Origin of the sequence: Jannaschia pagri (assembly GCF_019655435.1) — a bacterium.
In the GTDB taxonomy this organism is placed as follows: domain Bacteria; phylum Pseudomonadota; class Alphaproteobacteria; order Rhodobacterales; family Rhodobacteraceae; genus Jannaschia; species Jannaschia pagri.
Window position 1 is genome coordinate 740,243 of the sequence record NZ_BPFH01000001.1, and the last position, 17,618, is coordinate 757,860.

The window sequence follows — 17,618 nt, forward strand, 5'->3', positions numbered from 1 at the left end:
TGGTGGCGACGCCAGCCCCCCGAAGCACCTGCCCCCCGACACCTCCCCCGGTCTTGCGGGCCACCCGCCCCAGGTCGTAGACCGCGCCCCATGATCACCGTTGCAGCCTTCTACAAATTCGCGCGCCTGCCGGACCCAAGCGCGCTCCGCCCCGCCATCCTTGCGGTGGCAGAGCGGGCTGGCATCAAAGGGTCGATCCTGATCGCCCGCGAGGGGCTAAACGGCACCATCGCGGGGTCAGCCTCTGGGGTCGAGGACCTGCTGACCCACCTGCGCAGCCTGCCCGGGTGCGACGGGCTAGAGGCGAAGTACAGCACCGCAGCGCAGATGCCCTTTGGCAAGCTGAAGGTGCGGCTAAAGCGCGAAATCGTGACCATGAAACAGCCCGACGTAGACCCTCTGTTGGGCGTAGGCCGCTATGTTGCGCCCGCCGATTGGAACGCGGTCATCCGCGACCCGGACACCGTGGTGATCGATACGCGCAACGACTACGAAGTGGCCATCGGCACCTTCGACGGGGCAATCGACCCGAAAACCGAGAGCTTTGGCGCCTTTCCCGAGTGGTGGGAAGCGAACCGCGAGCGGTTCGAGGGCAAGCGCATCGCCATGTTCTGCACCGGTGGAATCCGCTGCGAGAAATCCACGGCCTACCTGCGCGGACAGGGCGTCGATGACGTGGTCCACCTCCAGGGTGGCATCCTGAAATACCTGGAAGAGATCCCGGCGGAGCAGAGCCTATGGCAGGGCGCTTGCTTCGTGTTCGACGACCGCGTGAGCGTGGAACACGGCTTGGCCGAGGGCGAGCATGTGCTGTGTCATGCTTGCAGGCGTCCCCTGACCCAGGCCGACACCGCCCTGCCCGCCTATGAGCCGGGGGTTCAGTGTCACCACTGCGTTGGTCAGTTCACTGAGACCGACCGCAACCGTTTCCGCGAACGGATGAAGCAGATGCGGCTGGCCCGCGCACGGGGTGAGCGTCACCTGGGCGGCTAAGGTCTATTGGGTTTGCGCGTCGTCGCGGGTGTCGGTCCGGCGCAGGGTCTGCACCAGGATCCGGGCCACGGCTACGGCCAGACAGACGGCCCCCACGAGAATCAGAAGATCGGTCATCACACATCGCCTCCCAACGATTGCAGATACTGGAGCCTAGCCAGAGCTTGTGCCCCGGTCAAATGCGGTGTTCCTTGGTATGCAATGGGCTGCATGGGAGGGGATGGCCGTGATACCTTTGGTCCTGTTGCCGGGGATGATGTGCGACGCGCGCCTGTTCGCGCCCCAGCTCGCGGCGATCCACGATCGGGCCGTGATGGTCGCCCCCATCGGCGGCGCGGAGACGGTCCAGGCCCTGGCGGCGGAGGTCCTGCGCGTGGCGCCGCCACGGTTCGCACTGGCGGGGCTGAGCATGGGCGGCATCGTCGCCATGGAGATCATGGCCCAGGCGGCGGACCGCGTGGCGGGTCTGGCCCTGATGGACACCAACCCCAAGTCGGAGGCCGAGGCCGTGGCCCAGCGGCGCGCGCCCCAGATCGCGGCGGTCCAAGACGGCGGGCTGCGCCGCGTGATGCGCGATGAGATGAAGCCCAACTACCTGGCCGATGGCCCGAATGTCGGGGCGATCCTGGACACTTGCATGGCCATGGCCGAGGCTTTGGGGCCAGAGGTGTTTGTCCGCCAGTCCCGCGCGCTGATGGTAAGGCCCGACCAGCAGCAGGTCCTGCGCGACGTGCGCGTGCCCTCCCTGGTCTTGTGCGGGGCAGACGACGGGCTCTGCCCCGTGTTCCGGCATGAGGGGATGCACGGGCTGATCCCCGGCTCAGACCTGGTGATCGTGCCCGATGCGGGGCATTTGCCCACTCTGGAACAGCCGGAGGCCACGACCGAGGCCCTGCGCCAGTGGCTGGCGAAGGTGGAGGCCGCGGAATGCACCACGCCTTGATCATGTTGGCCGCAGGGATCGGCATCCCGATCCTCGCGGCGTTGAACGCACGTTTAGGGGCCAACATTGGGGCGCCAGCGGCGGCGGCAACGGTCCTGTTTGCTGTGGCCTTCACCTGTTCGGCGGTGGTGGCCAGCGTGACGGGCCTCGGCGGCTTCGCGCGTCTGGCTGGCCAGCCGCCCCATCTGTTTCTGGCCGGGGCGCTGATCGCCTTCTACGTGCTGTCCATCACTTGGATCGCGCCCGTCTTTGGCGTCGGCAACGCGGTGCTGTTCGTCCTGCTGGGCCAAATGATCTCATCCGCGCTCATCGACCAATTCGGCCTGTTCGGCGCGCGGGCGACGGGAGTGTCACCCCTGCGCTTGCTGGGATTGGCAACCATGGCGTTGGGCCTTGTCCTCACCCAACTGGGGCGCGACGGCTGAGGGGCCGCCAATTTTTCGTGAAAAATTGGGCCCGACTCAAGCCTCTGGCACAACCTTACCGGGGTTCAGGCGGTTGTCCGGATCCAAGGCGCCTTTGATCGCGCGCATCACGTCCAGCGCGACGGGGTCCTTGCGGCGGGACATGGTGCCCAGTTTGGACAGGCCGATCCCGTGTTCCGCGCTGATGGAGCCGCCCAGATCGACGGTGACCTCTTCGATCATCTCCCGGATTGCGTCCAGGTGTGCCGGGGCATCGGACGTAGGATAGACCGTCAGGTGGATGTTGCCGTCACCCAAATGCGCACAAATCAAGTGGTCTGCGCCTGCGTCCATCTGGGCCAGCCGCGCGGTCATCGTCTCAATGAACGGAGCCACACCATCCAAGGGCAGCGCCACGTCGTTGTCGACGATGGGCAAGCGGGTGAAGGTGATTTCGGCGGCGGCCTCGCGCATCTCCCAGATATGGGCCCGCTGGGCCTCGTTCTGGGCGACGGTGGCGTCCAAGACATCCCCTGCCTCAACGGCATCGGCCAGGACCTGTTCCAGCATATCACCTAAGGGTCGGCTGAGACCGCCGAGGTCGATCATAACGGCGTGGTCGTGGATGGCGAAGGGCTGCCGCAGATCGGGGCGGTGTTGGGCCAGGGCCTCCATGTAGGTGCGCGGCATGTATTCGAAGGCTTCCACCGCGCCATCCGTAGCCGTCTGAAGCGCCCGCAAGACGCGTAAGGCAGCTGGTAGATCTCGGACGGCAGCCAAAGCGGCAGCATGATACCGGGGTGCCGGTACCAAGCGCAGCACGGCGGCGGTGATCACGCCCAGGGTGCCCTCGCCCCCGATGAAGAGGTCTCGCAAATCATAGCCGGAGTTGTCCTTGCGCAACTCGCTCATCAGATCCAGCACCCGGCCATCGGCCAGCACCACCTCGATCCCCAAAACCAGACCCCGGGTGGAGCCATAGCGCACCACATTGGAGCCCCCCGCGTTGGTCGAGAGCAAGCCACCGATCCGGGCGGAGCCGCGCGCGCCCAAGGTGAGCGGAAACATCAGATCATGGGCTGCGACGGCGTCGTGGACATCGGACAGGATCGCCCCCGCCTCAACCACGGCAAGCCCTGCGTCAGGCCGCACCTCGCGAATGGCAGTCATGCGTTCGAACGAGATCATCAATGCGCCGGTGTTGGCCGTGCCCCCGACGAGGCCGGTGTTGCCGCCAACGGGGACGATGGACAGCCCATGGTCCGCAGCGACCCGGACGCAGCCCTGAACCTCCGCAGTCGACGCCGGGCGGACAACGGCCAGCGGGTCGGCCCGCCATTTGCCAGTCCAGTCCTTGGCGAACCGCTCCGTGGCTTGACCGGTGAGAACATGCGCCTCGCCCAGCAAGCTGCGCAACGCATCCAGCGGATCCGCGTGATGATCTTTCATGGGACACCTCCGAAGTCGCGACGGTGCCACGACATCCTGGGGAAGAAAAGCGGCCAAAACGCGCTTGACGCCCCCCCGCGCGTTCCGTATCCCGCGCGCCAGTGGCGGTATAGCTCAGTTGGTTAGAGCAGAGGAATCATAATCCTTGTGTCCGGGGTTCGAGTCCCTGTACCGCCACCAATCACCCAAGCGATGTGAAACGGCGACCGTGAGGGCGTGAGGGCGTGAGAGCCCCTGACGCCGGGTGCCCAATCAAGCAATTGAAATGTCCCCATTCTGACGGGATCGGGAGGGGGCGGAGCCCATAGCGGGCGTGGTCTGGCTGAGCGGTCGGCGGTGGTCTGCGATTGTACCCCATCTTCCGACAAACCAACCGGGCACGCGTCGGGCGGCCGACCGTCGGGCTATCCCCGGCATCGTGCACGTTCCACGGTTTGGCTGCCCCTGGCGTGACTGTCCGGCGGTCTACGGGCGCTGGAGCCGCTGCTCCCGGCGCAGCATTTGGAAGCACCTGTTCGCGGCGCCACGCGAGATCGCTCTGGGTGCGGCGCATGTCATCGACAGCGCCTTCGTGAAGGTCGCGCGCTCTGCCACTGGGTCCAAAGGGGAGGCGAGGCACGCCATCGCGCGCGCGGGGACCCACGACGAAGGTCCACCTGATCGTGGCCACAGAACCATCGAACGCGCCATGAATCGCCTCAGGGACTGGCGCCGCGTCCGGACCCGCTACGACCAAGGCGCTGACACCTGCAGGTCGGTCGTTCACCTCGCTGATGCCATCACATGACGATACTGAACGATTGCCGAGCTTAAGGCTCTCCGAGGGACGGAACGCCGTCGCGCAGGCGGTCGAGGTAAGTTGTCGTCCACCACGCAATGTCCTGTTCGAACACACCGCGCATGAGCGCGCCATGGCGCGACATGCGCTCCTCCAACGGCATGGTCAGCGCCGCGGCGATCGTTTCGGCAAAGCTGGTCTCATCAAAGGGATTTACCAGCAGAGCCGCCTCCATTTGTTCGGCGGCCCCCGCGAAATGCGACAAGATCAAAACCCCCGGATCATTTGGGTCTTGGGCTGCCACAAACTCTTTCGCCACAAGGTTCATCCCATCCGCCAAAGGGGTCACCAAGGCTACATCCGCCCGTCGATACAGCGCGGCGATGTGTTCGCGGTCGATATGGCGGCGCACGTAACGAATGGGGGTCCAATCCAGATCGGCATGGGCGCCGTTGATGGACCCTGCCGCGCGCTCCAACTCTTCTCGGATGTCCTGGTAGGCGGCTACGTCTTCGCGGGAGACCGGCGCGATTTGCAGGAACGTCGGGCGCGGCGCATCCTCGTCGCGGCCTGCGAGGAACGTCCCGAATGCCTGGAACCGATGGACAAGGCCCTTGGAATAGTCGAGCCGGTCCACACCGATCAAAAGGGGCGCCTTGGGGGCAAGTTGCAGTTCAGGGGTCGGGACAGCAGCCGCCGTTTCGGCAAAGCCCTCGGCGTCGATCCCGATGGGAAAGCTCAGCACCGAGAACACGCGCCCCTCGAGACCCCAGGTGCCTTCCTTCAGAACTTGGGCACGCTCATCCTGGCGCAGGACATCGAAGGCCGCGGCCACGTCACGTTGGGCTTGAAGACCGACGATGTCATGGGCGGCCAGCCACGTCGGAAACTGCGCCGCCTCCGGCAGGGCCAAGATGTCCGTCACATTGGGGAACGGAATATGCAGGAACAGACCAATCCGAGCCTCCACCCCGAGGGCCCGCAGTTCCGCTGCGACCATCAGAAAATGATAGTCGTGGATCCAGATAACATCGTCGGGGCGCAGGATCGCCGCGATAGACCTGGCGACGCGCGCGTTGACGGCGGCGTAGGCCTCGAAATCCTCTGCGTTGATTTCCAACAGGTCCGACCGGTGGTGGAACAGCGGCCATAACACCGAATTGGAATAGCCCAGGTAGAAGCCTTTGTGCTCGGTCTCGGTCAGATCGAAAGTGAAGCGGGTATAGGCGTCAGACCCGATTTCCGTCAGCCCGTCTTGGGCCTGTTCACTGGGGTCGCCGGCCCCGATCCACAGGCCACCCGCGTTGGTCAGCGCCTCATGCAGGGCGAAGACAAGACCCCCGGCGGGCACGTCGCCCTTTGGGATGCGATTGGACAAGACGATCAGGCGCCCCGTGGACTCTTCGGGCGCGGGCAAAGGATGACCGTCAGGCAAGCCAAGCTCCCAACCTATCCAGGAGGGCCTGGGGTGAGGGCAAGCGGTGGGCTGCGACGGTGTCGGCCTCTCCCACTTTGATGGCCGCGCCGCCTTGATCCGCGGCCCAGGCCAGCGCCGGTTCATCGGTCAAATCATCGCCCGCATAGACCGGCGTTGTCCCGGCAAACGGCGCTGTGTCGAACAGATCCGCCAGGGCGATGTCCTTGCCGACGCTGTCGGGCTTGATTTCATAGGCACAAAGCGCCGGTTGCAGGCGGAACCCGTCTGCTGCCGCTGCAATACTGTCCATGAAGCGGAGCGCCAGGGCGCCCTGCTCCTGCGCTTGACGGTAATGTAGAACGACGCCCGTCGGCTTCGTCTCGACCAAGAACGCGGGGTGGAGCGAGGCGAAATCCGTCACCATGCGCTGCAAGACGTCGATGCGATCCGCGTCGAACTCCCGGGCCTGGGTGGTCTCGCCCGCGATCCGCCGTTCCGCCCCGTGGGAGCCGATCAGGGGACCGTCGAAGTCGGGCAAGAACGCCTCCAACTGCGCCACGGATCGACCGGATACGATGGCCACACGACCGGCCAACCGCTTCTGCGCCATTTCCAAAAACGCGGGCACCAAAGGCGGAACGACCACCCCATCGGGGCGGTCGGCGATATCTACCAGCGTTCCGTCAAAATCCAGGAACAAAGACGCGGTGTCTGGCGGCGGCAGCGGCAAATCGTAGTCTGCGCGGGGCCTGTCGCCCTCCATAAAACCCATCATCTGGTAGTATAGCATCCTCGATACCCTCCCGGGCGTTACTCCGCCGCGACGTGCAGATGCGTGCGCTTGCGGGCCCGTTGGACAGCCAAGGTCGCCTCGACCAGTCCATCGCGACAGCCGCAGTCGAACCGCGTGGCCGAGAACCGGAAGGCGTGAATCCCGCCCATGGCGGCAATCGCGTCTGTCAATTGGATCTCTCCACCCGCCCCACGGCCTGTCTTGCGCAACACATCAAATACGCTCTCATCGAGGATGTAGCGCCCCACCGCAGCCAGTCGAGACGGCGCGGCATCGGCGGCGGGCTTTTCCACAAAGCGGCGGGCCGGAAGCGTTGCCCCAGGACGGCTTTCGTCGCAGTCGAAGATACCGTAGCGGGACACATTCTCCGCCGGGACCTGCTGGGCCGCGACGAGGCTGCGCATGGTGGCAGGATCGTAGGCCTCGGTCATTTCAGCGAGACAGGGCGCCCCCAGCATCAAGTCATCGGGCAGGATGACACCGACCGGACCATCGCCTGCCACATCCGCACCGCACAAAACGGCGTGACCCAACCCCAATTGCTCGGTCTGCATGACAATGTGTAGGTCTACGTCGGACGGCAACCGGCTGGCTTGCACGGCACGCAGCAAATCGTCTTTGCCCTTCGCGGCCAGCTTCTGTTCAAGGCCAGGATCGGGGCGCAGGTATTCGGCCAGCGCGGGCTTGGACGGATGCGAAACGAGAACAATGCGTTTCGCACCTGCAGCAAGGGCTTCATCCAGGGCGAACTGCAGCAAGGGTGTATCGTAAACGGGCAGTAGTTCTTTCGGTGTAACCTTCGTCGCGGGGAGCATGCGCGTGCCCAGCCCAGCGACGGGAAATATAACAGTTTCAAGACAATTCATGGAGCAGCTCCTGCGGTTCGTTCCCCCGAACGGCGGCTTGTGACGCCACGGGAAGCCAAGCCATGTGTCCGGATTCGGTTCCAGCCATTTATGGCAAAATTCTGCAGAGCAGCAAAAAACCGCCATCTAGGGCAAGCGCCTGCTGCGCCGCAGCAAACATATGCCCATTAATTGAGCATCTGACGAACTTTTGTGAGATCCTGGACGAAAAGCTCCGTTTGTTCCAAGCGGTGACCCGCATCGGGCAGGCGCAACAGATAGCTTGGGTGAAAGGTCACGAAGACGGCACGCCCGTCTCGGGTCTGCTCCAGGTGCCCGCGGCGCGAGGTGATGCCTTTACCAGAGCCGGTCACCGCATGGAGCGCCGTGGCGCCCATGGCGACGATCACCTGCGGGTCGAGCAAGGCAATCTCTTGGTTGAGCCAAGGCTTGCAGGCCCGGATCTCGGACAGACCGGGACGTTGGTGGATTCGACGCTTTCCCCGCGCCACGAATTTGAAGTGCTTCACGGCATTGGTGACGTAGAACTGACCCCGATCTAGCCCCGCACGTGCGGCGACCTCATCGAAAAGCTGACCCGCAGGCCCCACAAAGGGACGCCCTGCCAAATCCTCCCGATCGCCCGGCTGCTCGCCCACGATCATTATGCGAGCGTCCTGTGGCCCCTCGCCAAAGACGGTCTGGGTCGCTTGACCGTGTAAAGGGCACGCGGTGCAGGACGCGGCGGCCGCGCGCGTGGCATCCAGCGTTCCGTCCGGTGCGGGGTGGGCATCGGGGGCAGCCTGCTTCTCCAACACGGGACGCGCGGGATTGGGTGTGGCGGCCTGCATGACCGTCACTTGCGCCCGAGCCCCGGCGATCAGAGAGGGAATGACCCGCGCCTCAGGGAGATTGCGCCAGTATTTCTTGGGCATCTCGGCGGTCATGGCATCGACCTTGAGACGGGCTGGATTGAAGATGTTGCTGTAGTAGGTCGTCCAGAGTTCCTCCAAGGGGTCCCCATCCTCGGGGCGCGTGGCCGAGACGGCCCGTTGGCTCAGCTGTCCGCCCACATAAGCGGTGGTCACCTCGGGGGTGACAATCGTCCAGTCCATGTCGCCGAAGCGGTTCACGAAGAAATCCGCAACGGCCTCTTCTATGCGGTGGGTCGGCTCAAACCAGGCGACGAAGCGGCGCCGGTCGGTCTGATCCCCCGCCTCCCGGAAGCGAACGAAGGCATGCATTTTGTGCAGATCTCGGCGGATATCCTTGGCGATGCGTTCGGCCGCCGCCACATCCGGGTCGGCCCGGTGACTCAGCAAGCCGCGGGTGCCTTGCAACCGATGCAGCAACGCGTGGGCCAGCGCAAATCCCCGGCCCGTTCTTTCCGCGCAGAGCAGACGCGTTAGGTCAGTAAAGACCTTGGGCACGGTGAGGTCCGACGGCGGCGGTAGAGGCGTGTCAAACAGCGGGCTGGGCGCATCGGGCCAGCCCCAGTCCACCTCAGACGGCGCCACATGGACCAATCGCCGGGCCGCATCACGCCAAGCCGCCCGGGTGCCCAGACGTGGCAGGCGAGGCGCAAACATCAGCGGCCAGCGCCGCCTGCGGTGCACCGCAGGCCCGCCTCGGAGACCTCCGAGGCCCACCGCAGCGGCAACCGTATCAAAACAGCTCCATTTGCTTGGGCTTGACGAACCGGGCGCGCAGATCCTCCTGATCGAGGGTGCCGCCCGGATGGTGATCGCGCGTGACGATGAATGGCCGTGCGGCCTTCACCCGACCGCCCATGCGGCGAATATCCTCCAACCCGACGGCACCGGAGCGGCGCGCCTTGAGGATCCGATCCACGATCTTGGTCCCAAAGCCAGGGACCCGCAGTAACAACGCCTTCTCCGCACGGTTCACATCCACGGGAAAACGCTCGCGATTGGCCAAGGCCCAGGCCAGTTTCGGATCGACGTCCAGATCCAGCATCCCCCCATCGTCCCGGGTCACGATCTCGTCGAGGGAAAAGTCGTAGAACCGCAGAAGCCAGTCCGCCTGATACAGCCTATGTTCCCGCATCAAGGGCGGGTCGACGAGCGGCAGCACCGCGCTGCTGTCCGGGATCGGCGAAAAGGCGGAGTAATACACCCGCTTCAATCCGTAGGACCCATAGAGCCGTGTGGAATTGCCCAGGATGGTCGCGTCATTGGCATCATCCGCCCCGACGATCATCTGGGTCGATTGGCCTGCGGGGGCGAACTTGCCCCGCCGCCGACCGGTAAAGCTCCGCTCACCGTAGTCTTCCTTGGTCAGGCGCACCTTGCCCATGGCTTGGCGAATACCCGCAGGGTCCTTTTCCGGCGCATAGGCTTTGACGCTCGCATCCGTCGGCAACTCGATGTTGATCGAAAGGCGGTCGGCGACGAGGCCAGCGCGCTCGATCAACTCGGGGCTGGCCTCGGGGATGGTTTTCAGATGGATGTAGCCGCGAAAGCCGCCTTCGCGCAGCTTCTCTGCGATGCGAACCATCTCCTCCATGGTGTAATCGGAGGATTTGATAATCCCTGACGACAGGAATAGACCCTCGATGTAATTCCGGCGGTAGAACTCCGACGTTAGCCAGACGACCTCCTCGACCGTAAAGCGCGCGCGGGGCACGTTGGACGACACCCGGTTCACACAATAGGCGCAGTCGTAGACGCAGTAGTTCGTCATCAGGATCTTGAGTAGGCTGATGCAGCGCCCGTCGGGCGCATAGGCATGGCAAATGCCCGACCCGGTGGTCGACCCAAGCCCTTTGCCGTCGCGCGATCCCCGCTTGGACGTGCCCGAAGACGCGCAGCTGGCGTCGTACTTGGCGGCATCTGACAGAAGCGCCAGCTTATCCTGAATCGTCATCTTTCCCATAGGTTCGCATTATGTTCCGCAAGCGCGCCCTGGCAACCATCCCGAGACCACCTGCGGCGAAACGCCGTGGATGTTTTCGATAACACTGACCCCTTCCCCCCTGGCGCGCAGGGGGCTAGGACCAGGGAAACGGCGATGGAGGATTGGGTATGGCGGACGCAGGCGGACAGGCGCGGATTGGATTGATCGGGCTGGGAACGATGGGGGCGGCGCTGGCGTCCAACATCGCGGAAAAAGGGTTCGACATCGCTGTCTTTAATCGCACCACGCAAGTCACGCGTGATTTTGCGGCCGGGGCCGGAGACTTGGGCACAAAGATCACCCCGACCGAAAGCCTCGAAGAGCTTGTCGCCGCCATCGCAACGCCCCGCGCCATCATCCTGATGGTACCCGCCGGCCAGGCAGTGGACGATCAGATCTACGCCTTGCGCCCGCTGCTGGACGCCGAAGACCTGATCATCGACTGTGGCAATGCGCTGTTCTCCGACACTGACCGACGGGTTCATGACAATCGGGGGCCGTTCCTTGGGGTCGGCGTCTCCGGTGGGGAAGAGGGCGCCCGACATGGGCCGTCGATCATGGGTGGCGGCGCCCAGGAGCACTGGGACCGCGTGGCTGACATCATGACCGCCATTTCCGCCAAGCACGAGGACGACCCCTGCGCGGCGCTCATGGGACCAGGCGGTGCCGGGCACTTCGTCAAGATGGTCCACAACGGCATCGAATATGCCGACATGCAAATGATCGCCGAGGTGTACGGCATCCTGCGAGACGGCCATGGCATGGCGCCAGAGGCCATTGGCGACGTGTTCGCGGCCTGGGATGCCGGACCGCTCCAATCCTACCTAATCGAGATTTCGGGCAAAGTGGCCAAAGCGCAGGACGTTGCCACCGGTGAGCCGCTGCTGTCGGTGATCGTCGATGCCGCTGGCCAGAAGGGCACCGGGCGTTGGACCGCCATCGAGAGCCAGCATCGCCTCGCCCCCGTTCCAGCAATCGAAGCGGCGGTTGTCGCGCGCAACCTGTCGGCACGGCGGGAGGAACGGACGGAGGGCGAGCGTATCTTTGGCCCCGCGCCCCAGGCCCTGGACGGGCTGAGCCACGACACGTTGGAGCGGGCGCTGATTGCGGGCAAGGTGATCTGCTACGCCCAGGGGTTCGAGATGCTGTCGGCCGCCATGCGCGACTTTGGCTGGGATTTGCCCATGGCCCGGATCGCACAGATTTGGCGCCAAGGCTGCATCATCCGGTCGAGCATGCTGGACGATATGTCCTCCGCCCTGGCCGATGCGCCGGGCACCAACCTGATGTTCACTGACCACTTCGCGGCAATCATGCGCGACAATCATCAGGCCCTCCGGGAGGTCGTGGCCCAAGCGGCTCTGAACGGCCATCCCCTTCCCGCGCTCTCATCCGGTCTGGCTTACTTCGACGCCATGCGCACGGCCCGTGGCACGGCGAACATGGTGCAGGGACAACGGGATTTCTTCGGTCTGCATGGGTTCGAGCATGTGAACGGCAAAACGGGTCAACACGGTCCCTGGGCCGGGTGACACGGGCACAGACTTTTCGTTGAAAAGTCTGGAAAGAGTTTTCATTGAAAACTCTTTGCCCCTGCCCCGGCTGGATAGAGAGCAACAAAGCGCGTGACGCGCCGCGCGCCAGATTCGCTGGGCGGTGGACCGAAGGCCAATCGTTGCCGCCAACGCTTGCCCAGGCACAAAACGTAAATCTGTCGCCAAAGGCAGCGCGCGTGCCGTTAGCGGTGCGCGCGCCGTCCCTTGGGCTTGCGTCAAAACCTGAAAACGCGTGCGGCGTCAGACCCGCCAGTCGAAGAACCCGCTTGGCGCCCGCTCCAGCAACTTTGCACCTAACTCGCGCCCCAGCGCCGCACCGTCTTCGCGCGGCGCGTCGCCCGCCTCTTCCAGCACGTCAGATCCGTCGGGGCGCAGCACCTCCCCGCGCATGCGCAGCTTCGCCCCATCCAACTCCGCCAAACCTGCAATGGGGGTCTCGCAAGATCCGTCCAGTGTCAGCAAAAAGCTCCGCTCCGCCGCGAGCCGTGCGCCCGTATCCGTGTCGTGGATGAGCGACAGCGTTTCGGCCATGGCGTCGTCGTCAATGCGGCGCTCGATCCCGATGGCGCCCTGGGCAACGGCAGGCAGCATGTCCAAAGTGTCTATGGCCGTGCGCGGAACATCGTCCAGGTTGAGGCGCCGCAACCCCGCCATGGCCAGGAAGGTGGCCTCGGCCACGCCATCGCGGAGCTTTTTCATGCGGGTTTGCAGGTTCCCGCGAAACTCCACCACCTGCAGATCGGGCCGCCGGTAGGCCAGTTGCGCCCGGCGGCGCAGGGAGGACGTACCGACCACGCTGCCTTCAGCCAAATCGGACATGGCCCGCCCGTCCAGCGTCACGAAAGCATCGCGCACATCTTCCCGGGGCAAAAACGTGTCCAGGATCAGCCCTTCGGGCTGCTCGGTCGGCATGTCTTTGGTCGAATGAACGGCGATATCGATGTCGCCCGCCAGAAGCTGTTCCTCGATCTCACGGGTGAAAAGGCCCTTGCCGCCGACCTCTTTGAGCGGCCGGTCCAGAATACGGTCGCCGCTTGTGGAGATGACAACAACCTCGAAGGCCTCCTCCGGCAAAGAAAGGGCTGTCATCAACCGGGCACGGGTTTCATGGGCTTGGGCCAGGGCGAGGGGAGAGCCCCGTGTTCCGATCTTGAGCGGCCGGTCGGGGGAGAAGGGGGTCGTCATAAGGTCTGTCCGCTTGCAAAGTGTCAGGCGTGCTTGACACCTGCTGTCCGTTTGACACTGTGACACCAACTTGCCACACGCTGTCCAGACCCCATCCGACCGGGAGAGACGAGAAATGAAGACCCTGACGCGCGCCTTGGCGGGAGAGACCCTGCCCGTGCCCCCGATTTGGATGATGCGGCAAGCGGGCCGCTACTTGCCGGAGTATAAGGCGACGCGGGCTGAGGCCGGGGATTTCCTGTCGCTGTGCTACAATCCAGACTTGGCCACGGAGGTCACGCTGCAACCGATCCGGCGCTTTGGCTTTGATGCGGCGATTCTGTTCGCGGACATCTTGCTGGTGCCCGATGCGCTGGGGGCGGATCTTTGGTTTGTCACCGGCGAAGGACCACGGTTGTCGACGATCACCGATGCCGAGGGTCTGGCCAAGCTGAAAGGCAAAGACGATATCCATGACCATCTAGCGCCCGTCTATCAAACCGTCCGCAACCTAGCCTCTTCGCTACCGTCCGAGACGGCGCTCATCGGCTTTGCCGGCGCGCCTTGGACCGTGGCCACCTATATGATCGCCGGGCGCGGCACCCCCGATCAGGCCCCGGCCCATGGGTTGAAGGACGGCAACCGCGAGGTCTTTGAGGCCCTCATGGACCGGATCACGGAAGCCACCATCGAGTACCTGGATATGCAGGTCCAGGCGGGTGCGGAGACCGTCAAGCTGTTCGACAGTTGGGCGGGATCGCTGAAAGGCGAGGACTTCCAGCGCTATGCCGTGGCACCCGCGAAGCGGATCATCACGGAATTGAAGCGCCGCCATCCCTCGCTGCCGATTATCGCCTTCCCGCGGGAGGGAGGCGACGGCTATGTGGGTTTCCACGCCGCGACCGGCGCCGATTGCGTGGCCGTTGACGATTCGGTATCGGCCGAATGGGCCGCAGCCCATGTTCAGGTGGACGGTTGCGTCCAAGGCAACTTGAAGTCCTCGCATATGGTGACGGGCGGACAGGATCTTGTGGACGAGGTCCGACGGATCCGAGAGGCCTTTGCCAAAGGGCCCCATATTTTCAACCTCGGCCATGGAATCACGCCCGATGCCAATCCGGACAACGTGGCCCTGATGATTGAAACCCTGCGGGAAACCGTAACCGCGTAACGGGGAGAGTCCGTCAGCCAGGTCACCCGTCGGAGCGGGGGTTTCACACCCCCGCACCCCCGTGGAGGTATTTGAGCCGAGAAGAAGAGGCTTGAGGTCGCTCGGGGCTTCGGGTCTGCTTCGCCCATGGAGAGCTTTGATGTCATTGTGATTGGCGGGGGCATGATGGGTGCCCCCTGCGCACGCTACCTTGCGGAGGCGGGGCATCGTGTGGCGGTGGTCGCGGCGCCCGAGCCGTCGGACCCCCAGGAATGGGCCGGACCCTTTGGCAGCCATTTCGATGCGGCGCGGATCACACGCCAAGGGGCAGGCACCGCCGATTGGTCCCACCTCTCGCAGCGGTCTATCGCACGATATGCCGACCTGGAAGCGCGGTCGGGGCGACGGATTTTCCAGCAAAGTGGCGCGTTGATGGCTGGACCCACATCAGGGCCAATGGCTGCCCAAACCAGCGCCGTTCTGTCCGTTGCGCGGGGCTTGAGCCCAGCGCCGGAGGTGCTGACTTCCGAGGAGGTTTTGGCGCGCTTTGGGATGGCGTTGCCTGAAGGCGGCAAGGCCACTTGGGAAGCGGAGGCCGCGGGGTGGATCGACCCACGGGCAATGTGGGCGGCACAGGTCAGCCTTGCGGAGCAGGCTGGCGCGCGTGTGGTGCGTGACACCGCTTGTGCCTTTGACGGCGGGTCCGTGCGTTTGAAGGACGGGACGCGGATGTCTGCCGGTCACCTTATCGTGGCCACGGGACCCCATGCGGCCAGTGACGGGCTTTTGCCCAGACGTCCGAAACTGACGGTTTGGGGACGCACCATCGCCTTTGCCCAGGTCAGCGAGGCGGAGGCTGCGCGCCTGGCCAATGTGCCGAGCCTGATTTGGGTGCCGGAGGGGTGGACCTACGGCCTCTATATGCTGCCGCCGATCCGATACCCGGACGGCAACATCTACATTAAGATCGGTGGAGAAGTGGAGAGCCCCAAGATCCGCTCCGACGCAGAGATGACCGCGTGGTATCGCGGCGGCGGCGACCGGGACGTGGGCCAGCGCCTGTTGGCCGAAATGCGCCAAGTCTTGCCGGGCCTGCGCATTGAGGGCGAAAGCACTGGCGCCTGTGCCGTCGTCTGGACCGAGACGGGGTATCCCTACATCGCCCCCGCCAGCGACAACGTCACCGTGCTGTGCGGCGGGAATGGGGCGGCGGCGAAATGCGGCGATGAGCTTGGACGCTTGGGTGCGCGTGTGGCCCAGGGGCATGACTTGAGCGGCGAAGGCTATGACCAGGACTTTGCGGCGGTCTGGGCGTGAGCCCCCCGCGCGCCTGCATGGCGGCCCGCAACAATGCGGATCTCTATGCGGCGGTCTTCACGGCAAAGGGGCTCGCCTTCCGGCGCGATGCTGCCGGGTTTGTCGCGTTAGATCCGCCGCCGCCGTATTACGGCCATGGCGTGGTGACCCAGCCCGGAGCGGCAGAAGACCTTTTGCGCTCCGTGACAGAGGTCCACGGGCCTCGGGTTGCGATCAAAGACAGCTTTTGCGAGATCGATGGCCCGGCACATGGTCTGGAGACCTTGTTTGACGCGACCTGGATTTGGCGAGCGCCGGGCCGCACACGGCCCGGTCGCTGGCGGGCTGTGACGACGGCCATCGGTTTGGAGCAGTGGGAGGCCGCCTGGAAAGAAAGCTCGCCGACGGACGGACGGATGTTTCCGGAGGGTATCTTGGCGCACCCCGGTATGACGGTCTTGGTCGCAACCGAGGATGGCCATGTGCGGGCCGGTTGCTTGGCGAACCGGTCAGAGGACGCCATCGGGATGTCGAATGTGTTTGGGCGAGCAGCCATGGCCGATGCGGCGGAGGCCGTTGGAAGCTGCGCGCCCGACCTCCCGGTGGTGGGCTATGAACGGGGACAGGCGCTGTTCGAGGCCCTCACCGCAGGGTTTCAGGCCATAGGCGCGTTGCGTGTGCTGGTGCCAGCGCAGGACAATGGCCCGTCGACCTGACGTCGTGCTGGGAGCGCAGGACGAGCGTCGGGTCCGCCCTCGCCAGGCTGTCGGGCAGAACCCCACCTAACCCCAGAACACGGGGACCTTCGTGAAACCACGGAGTGGCGACGGGCCGCGCAACTGGCCTCAGGCAGCCACGCGGATCAATGCCACTTTGCTTCGGGAGGCAGGGACATGAGAACCGCATCGGCGTTGTGCCCCGTTTCCAAGCCAAACTTGGTGCCGCGGTCATAGACGAGGTTGTATTCGGCGTAGAGCCCACGGTGCGTGAGTTGCACGTCTTTGTCGGCTTCCGACCACGGCTGTGCCCGGCGTTTCTCGACCAAGGGCTGGAACGCGGGCAGGAAATGGGCGCCCACATCGCGGGTGAAGGCAAAGTCGGCGTCCCAATCGCCAGTGTTCAGATCGTCGTAAAAGATGCCGCCGACACCCCGTGCCCGACCCCGGTGCGGAACGAAAAAATACTCGTCCGCCCAGGCCTTTAGCTTCGCGTAGCGGTCTTGGCCGTCCAGCGAACCATGGGCATCGCAGGCGGCCTGCATCTGGCCGTGAAAATGGGCCGTGTCCTCGTCGTATTCCAAACATGGGTTCAAATCGGCGCCGCCGCCAAACCACCAGGCGTGCGGCGTCCAGAACATGCGAGTGTTCATATGCACCGCTGGCACGTGGGGGTTGCGCATATGTGCGACCAAGCTGATGCCCGAGGCCCAGAAGCGCGGATCATCCTCCATCCCCGGTACGCCCCGGGCGGCCATTGCCTTTTGCGCGCGGGGGGCAAGGGTGCCGTGGACCTCGGACCAATTGACACCGACCTTTTCGAAAACGCGACCGCCGCGCATGACCGACATGATCCCGCCGCCCGCGTCGGTCCCGTCGCCTGCATCGCGCCGTGTCTCGCTCACGTCGAACCGACCGGGCTCCAGCGTCTCAAACGGACCAGGTGCGCCCGCGTCCTCCAAGCCTTCGAAGGCCGAGGTGATTCTGTCCCGAAGCTCCCGGAACCAGGCGGCTGCGGTGGACTTTCGGGTATCGGCGGCGTCGAGCATGGCGCGCCCTTTCGTCAATTGAATCCGTCGCTCGGCGAAAGGCCGCCGAGGGCCGCCCAGGTTTCGCCATCTTTCACCGCCCGTTTGTAGGCGAGCCCCCGCCCCCGCACCAGATGTGGCGGGCACTTTCCCGGAATTGGGTTTTTTCG

The 17,618-nt window shown here is 64.6% G+C and carries 16 protein-coding genes and 1 tRNA gene; 9 read left to right on the plus strand and 8 right to left on the minus strand.

Translation table 11 applies throughout. The features are described 5' to 3' along the window. The first annotated feature begins 90 nt into the window (after nucleotides 1-90). The 3 genes from trhO to K5R33_RS03645 all read left to right on the plus strand — a co-directional run bounded on the left by trhO (nucleotide 91) and on the right by K5R33_RS03645 (nucleotide 2,361). Entirely contained in the window at nucleotides 91-993 is a 903-nt protein-coding gene (trhO, locus tag K5R33_RS03635) for an oxygen-dependent tRNA uridine(34) hydroxylase TrhO (protein WP_220747603.1), read from the plus strand. Between the two features lie 220 nt (nucleotides 994-1,213). Further along, nucleotides 1,214-1,936: an alpha/beta fold hydrolase gene (locus tag K5R33_RS03640; protein ID WP_373314127.1), complete on the plus strand. Its 723-nt coding sequence runs from the start codon at nucleotides 1,214-1,216 to the stop codon at nucleotides 1,934-1,936. Further along, the gene (locus K5R33_RS03645) at nucleotides 1,921-2,361 is read left to right on the plus strand and encodes a DMT family transporter (RefSeq protein WP_255576046.1); all 441 of its coding nucleotides are present in this window, start codon (nucleotides 1,921-1,923) and stop codon (nucleotides 2,359-2,361) included. Before K5R33_RS03640 ends, K5R33_RS03645 begins: the two co-directional genes overlap by 16 nt. A 36-nt stretch (nucleotides 2,362-2,397) precedes the next feature. Here K5R33_RS03645 and K5R33_RS03650 read toward each other — a convergent pair whose 3' ends face one another. Beyond that, complete coding sequence (locus K5R33_RS03650; RefSeq protein ID WP_220747604.1) at nucleotides 2,398-3,789, minus strand: FAD-binding oxidoreductase; 1,392 nt, start codon at nucleotides 3,787-3,789, stop codon at nucleotides 2,398-2,400. A gap of 103 nt (nucleotides 3,790-3,892) precedes the next feature. On the opposite strand from K5R33_RS03650, the gene K5R33_RS03655 reads away from it, so the two are divergent. Both K5R33_RS03655 and K5R33_RS19215 read left to right on the plus strand, forming a co-directional pair. Then, nucleotides 3,893-3,969: transfer RNA gene (locus K5R33_RS03655), tRNA-Met, on the plus strand. 133 nt (nucleotides 3,970-4,102) lie between these two features. Beyond that, nucleotides 4,103-4,576: a transposase gene (locus tag K5R33_RS19215; RefSeq protein WP_220747605.1), complete on the plus strand. Its 474-nt coding sequence runs from the start codon at nucleotides 4,103-4,105 to the stop codon at nucleotides 4,574-4,576. 22 nt (nucleotides 4,577-4,598) lie between these two features. On the opposite strand, the gene K5R33_RS03665 is transcribed toward K5R33_RS19215, so the two are convergent. The 5 genes from K5R33_RS03665 to K5R33_RS03680 all read right to left on the minus strand — a co-directional run bounded on the left by K5R33_RS03665 (nucleotide 4,599) and on the right by K5R33_RS03680 (nucleotide 10,517). Further along, the gene (locus K5R33_RS03665) at nucleotides 4,599-6,002 is read right to left on the minus strand and encodes an alpha,alpha-trehalose-phosphate synthase (UDP-forming) (protein WP_255576045.1); all 1,404 of its coding nucleotides are present in this window, start codon (nucleotides 6,000-6,002) and stop codon (nucleotides 4,599-4,601) included. Then, entirely contained in the window at nucleotides 5,995-6,774 is a 780-nt protein-coding gene (otsB, locus tag K5R33_RS18990) for a trehalose-phosphatase (RefSeq protein WP_255576044.1), read from the minus strand. Before otsB ends, K5R33_RS03665 begins: the two co-directional genes overlap by 8 nt. Before the next feature lie 20 nt (nucleotides 6,775-6,794). Further along, complete coding sequence (locus tag K5R33_RS03670) at nucleotides 6,795-7,643, minus strand: UTP--glucose-1-phosphate uridylyltransferase (protein ID WP_220747607.1); 849 nt, start codon at nucleotides 7,641-7,643, stop codon at nucleotides 6,795-6,797. A gap of 167 nt (nucleotides 7,644-7,810) precedes the next feature. Next, nucleotides 7,811-9,211, minus strand: coding sequence for a UdgX family uracil-DNA binding protein (locus tag K5R33_RS03675; protein WP_220747608.1), 1,401 nt, complete (start codon nucleotides 9,209-9,211; stop codon nucleotides 7,811-7,813). Nucleotides 9,212-9,287: 76 nt separating this feature from the next. Beyond that, nucleotides 9,288-10,517, minus strand: a complete 1,230-nt coding sequence (locus tag K5R33_RS03680) for a putative DNA modification/repair radical SAM protein (RefSeq protein ID WP_220747609.1) — start codon at nucleotides 10,515-10,517, stop codon at nucleotides 9,288-9,290. Nucleotides 10,518-10,666: 149 nt separating this feature from the next. Between K5R33_RS03680 and gnd the strand changes: the two genes are divergently transcribed. Further along, nucleotides 10,667-12,070, plus strand: a complete 1,404-nt coding sequence (gene gnd, locus K5R33_RS03685) for an NADP-dependent phosphogluconate dehydrogenase (RefSeq protein WP_220747610.1) — start codon at nucleotides 10,667-10,669, stop codon at nucleotides 12,068-12,070. Nucleotides 12,071-12,334: 264 nt separating this feature from the next. Here gnd and hemC read toward each other — a convergent pair whose 3' ends face one another. After that, the gene (hemC, locus tag K5R33_RS03690; RefSeq protein WP_220747611.1) at nucleotides 12,335-13,279 is read right to left on the minus strand and encodes a hydroxymethylbilane synthase; all 945 of its coding nucleotides are present in this window, start codon (nucleotides 13,277-13,279) and stop codon (nucleotides 12,335-12,337) included. 115 nt (nucleotides 13,280-13,394) lie between these two features. On the opposite strand from hemC, the gene hemE reads away from it, so the two are divergent. From hemE to K5R33_RS03705, 3 genes are all read left to right on the plus strand, one after another. After that, nucleotides 13,395-14,429, plus strand: coding sequence for a uroporphyrinogen decarboxylase (gene hemE, locus K5R33_RS03695; RefSeq protein ID WP_220747612.1), 1,035 nt, complete (start codon nucleotides 13,395-13,397; stop codon nucleotides 14,427-14,429). A 126-nt stretch (nucleotides 14,430-14,555) separates the two neighbouring features. After that, nucleotides 14,556-15,725 carry an NAD(P)/FAD-dependent oxidoreductase gene (locus K5R33_RS03700; RefSeq protein ID WP_220747613.1) on the plus strand — a complete coding sequence of 390 codons (1,170 nt, stop codon included), beginning with the start codon at nucleotides 14,556-14,558 and terminating at the stop codon, nucleotides 15,723-15,725. Then, nucleotides 15,722-16,420 (plus strand): hypothetical protein, encoded by a 699-nt coding sequence (locus K5R33_RS03705; protein WP_220747614.1) that lies wholly within the window; start codon nucleotides 15,722-15,724, stop codon nucleotides 16,418-16,420. Before K5R33_RS03700 ends, K5R33_RS03705 begins: the two co-directional genes overlap by 4 nt. Before the next feature lie 146 nt (nucleotides 16,421-16,566). Here K5R33_RS03705 and hemF read toward each other — a convergent pair whose 3' ends face one another. Continuing rightward, the gene (gene hemF / locus K5R33_RS03710; protein ID WP_220747615.1) at nucleotides 16,567-17,469 is read right to left on the minus strand and encodes an oxygen-dependent coproporphyrinogen oxidase; all 903 of its coding nucleotides are present in this window, start codon (nucleotides 17,467-17,469) and stop codon (nucleotides 16,567-16,569) included. Nucleotides 17,470-17,618: the final 149 nt, after the last annotated feature.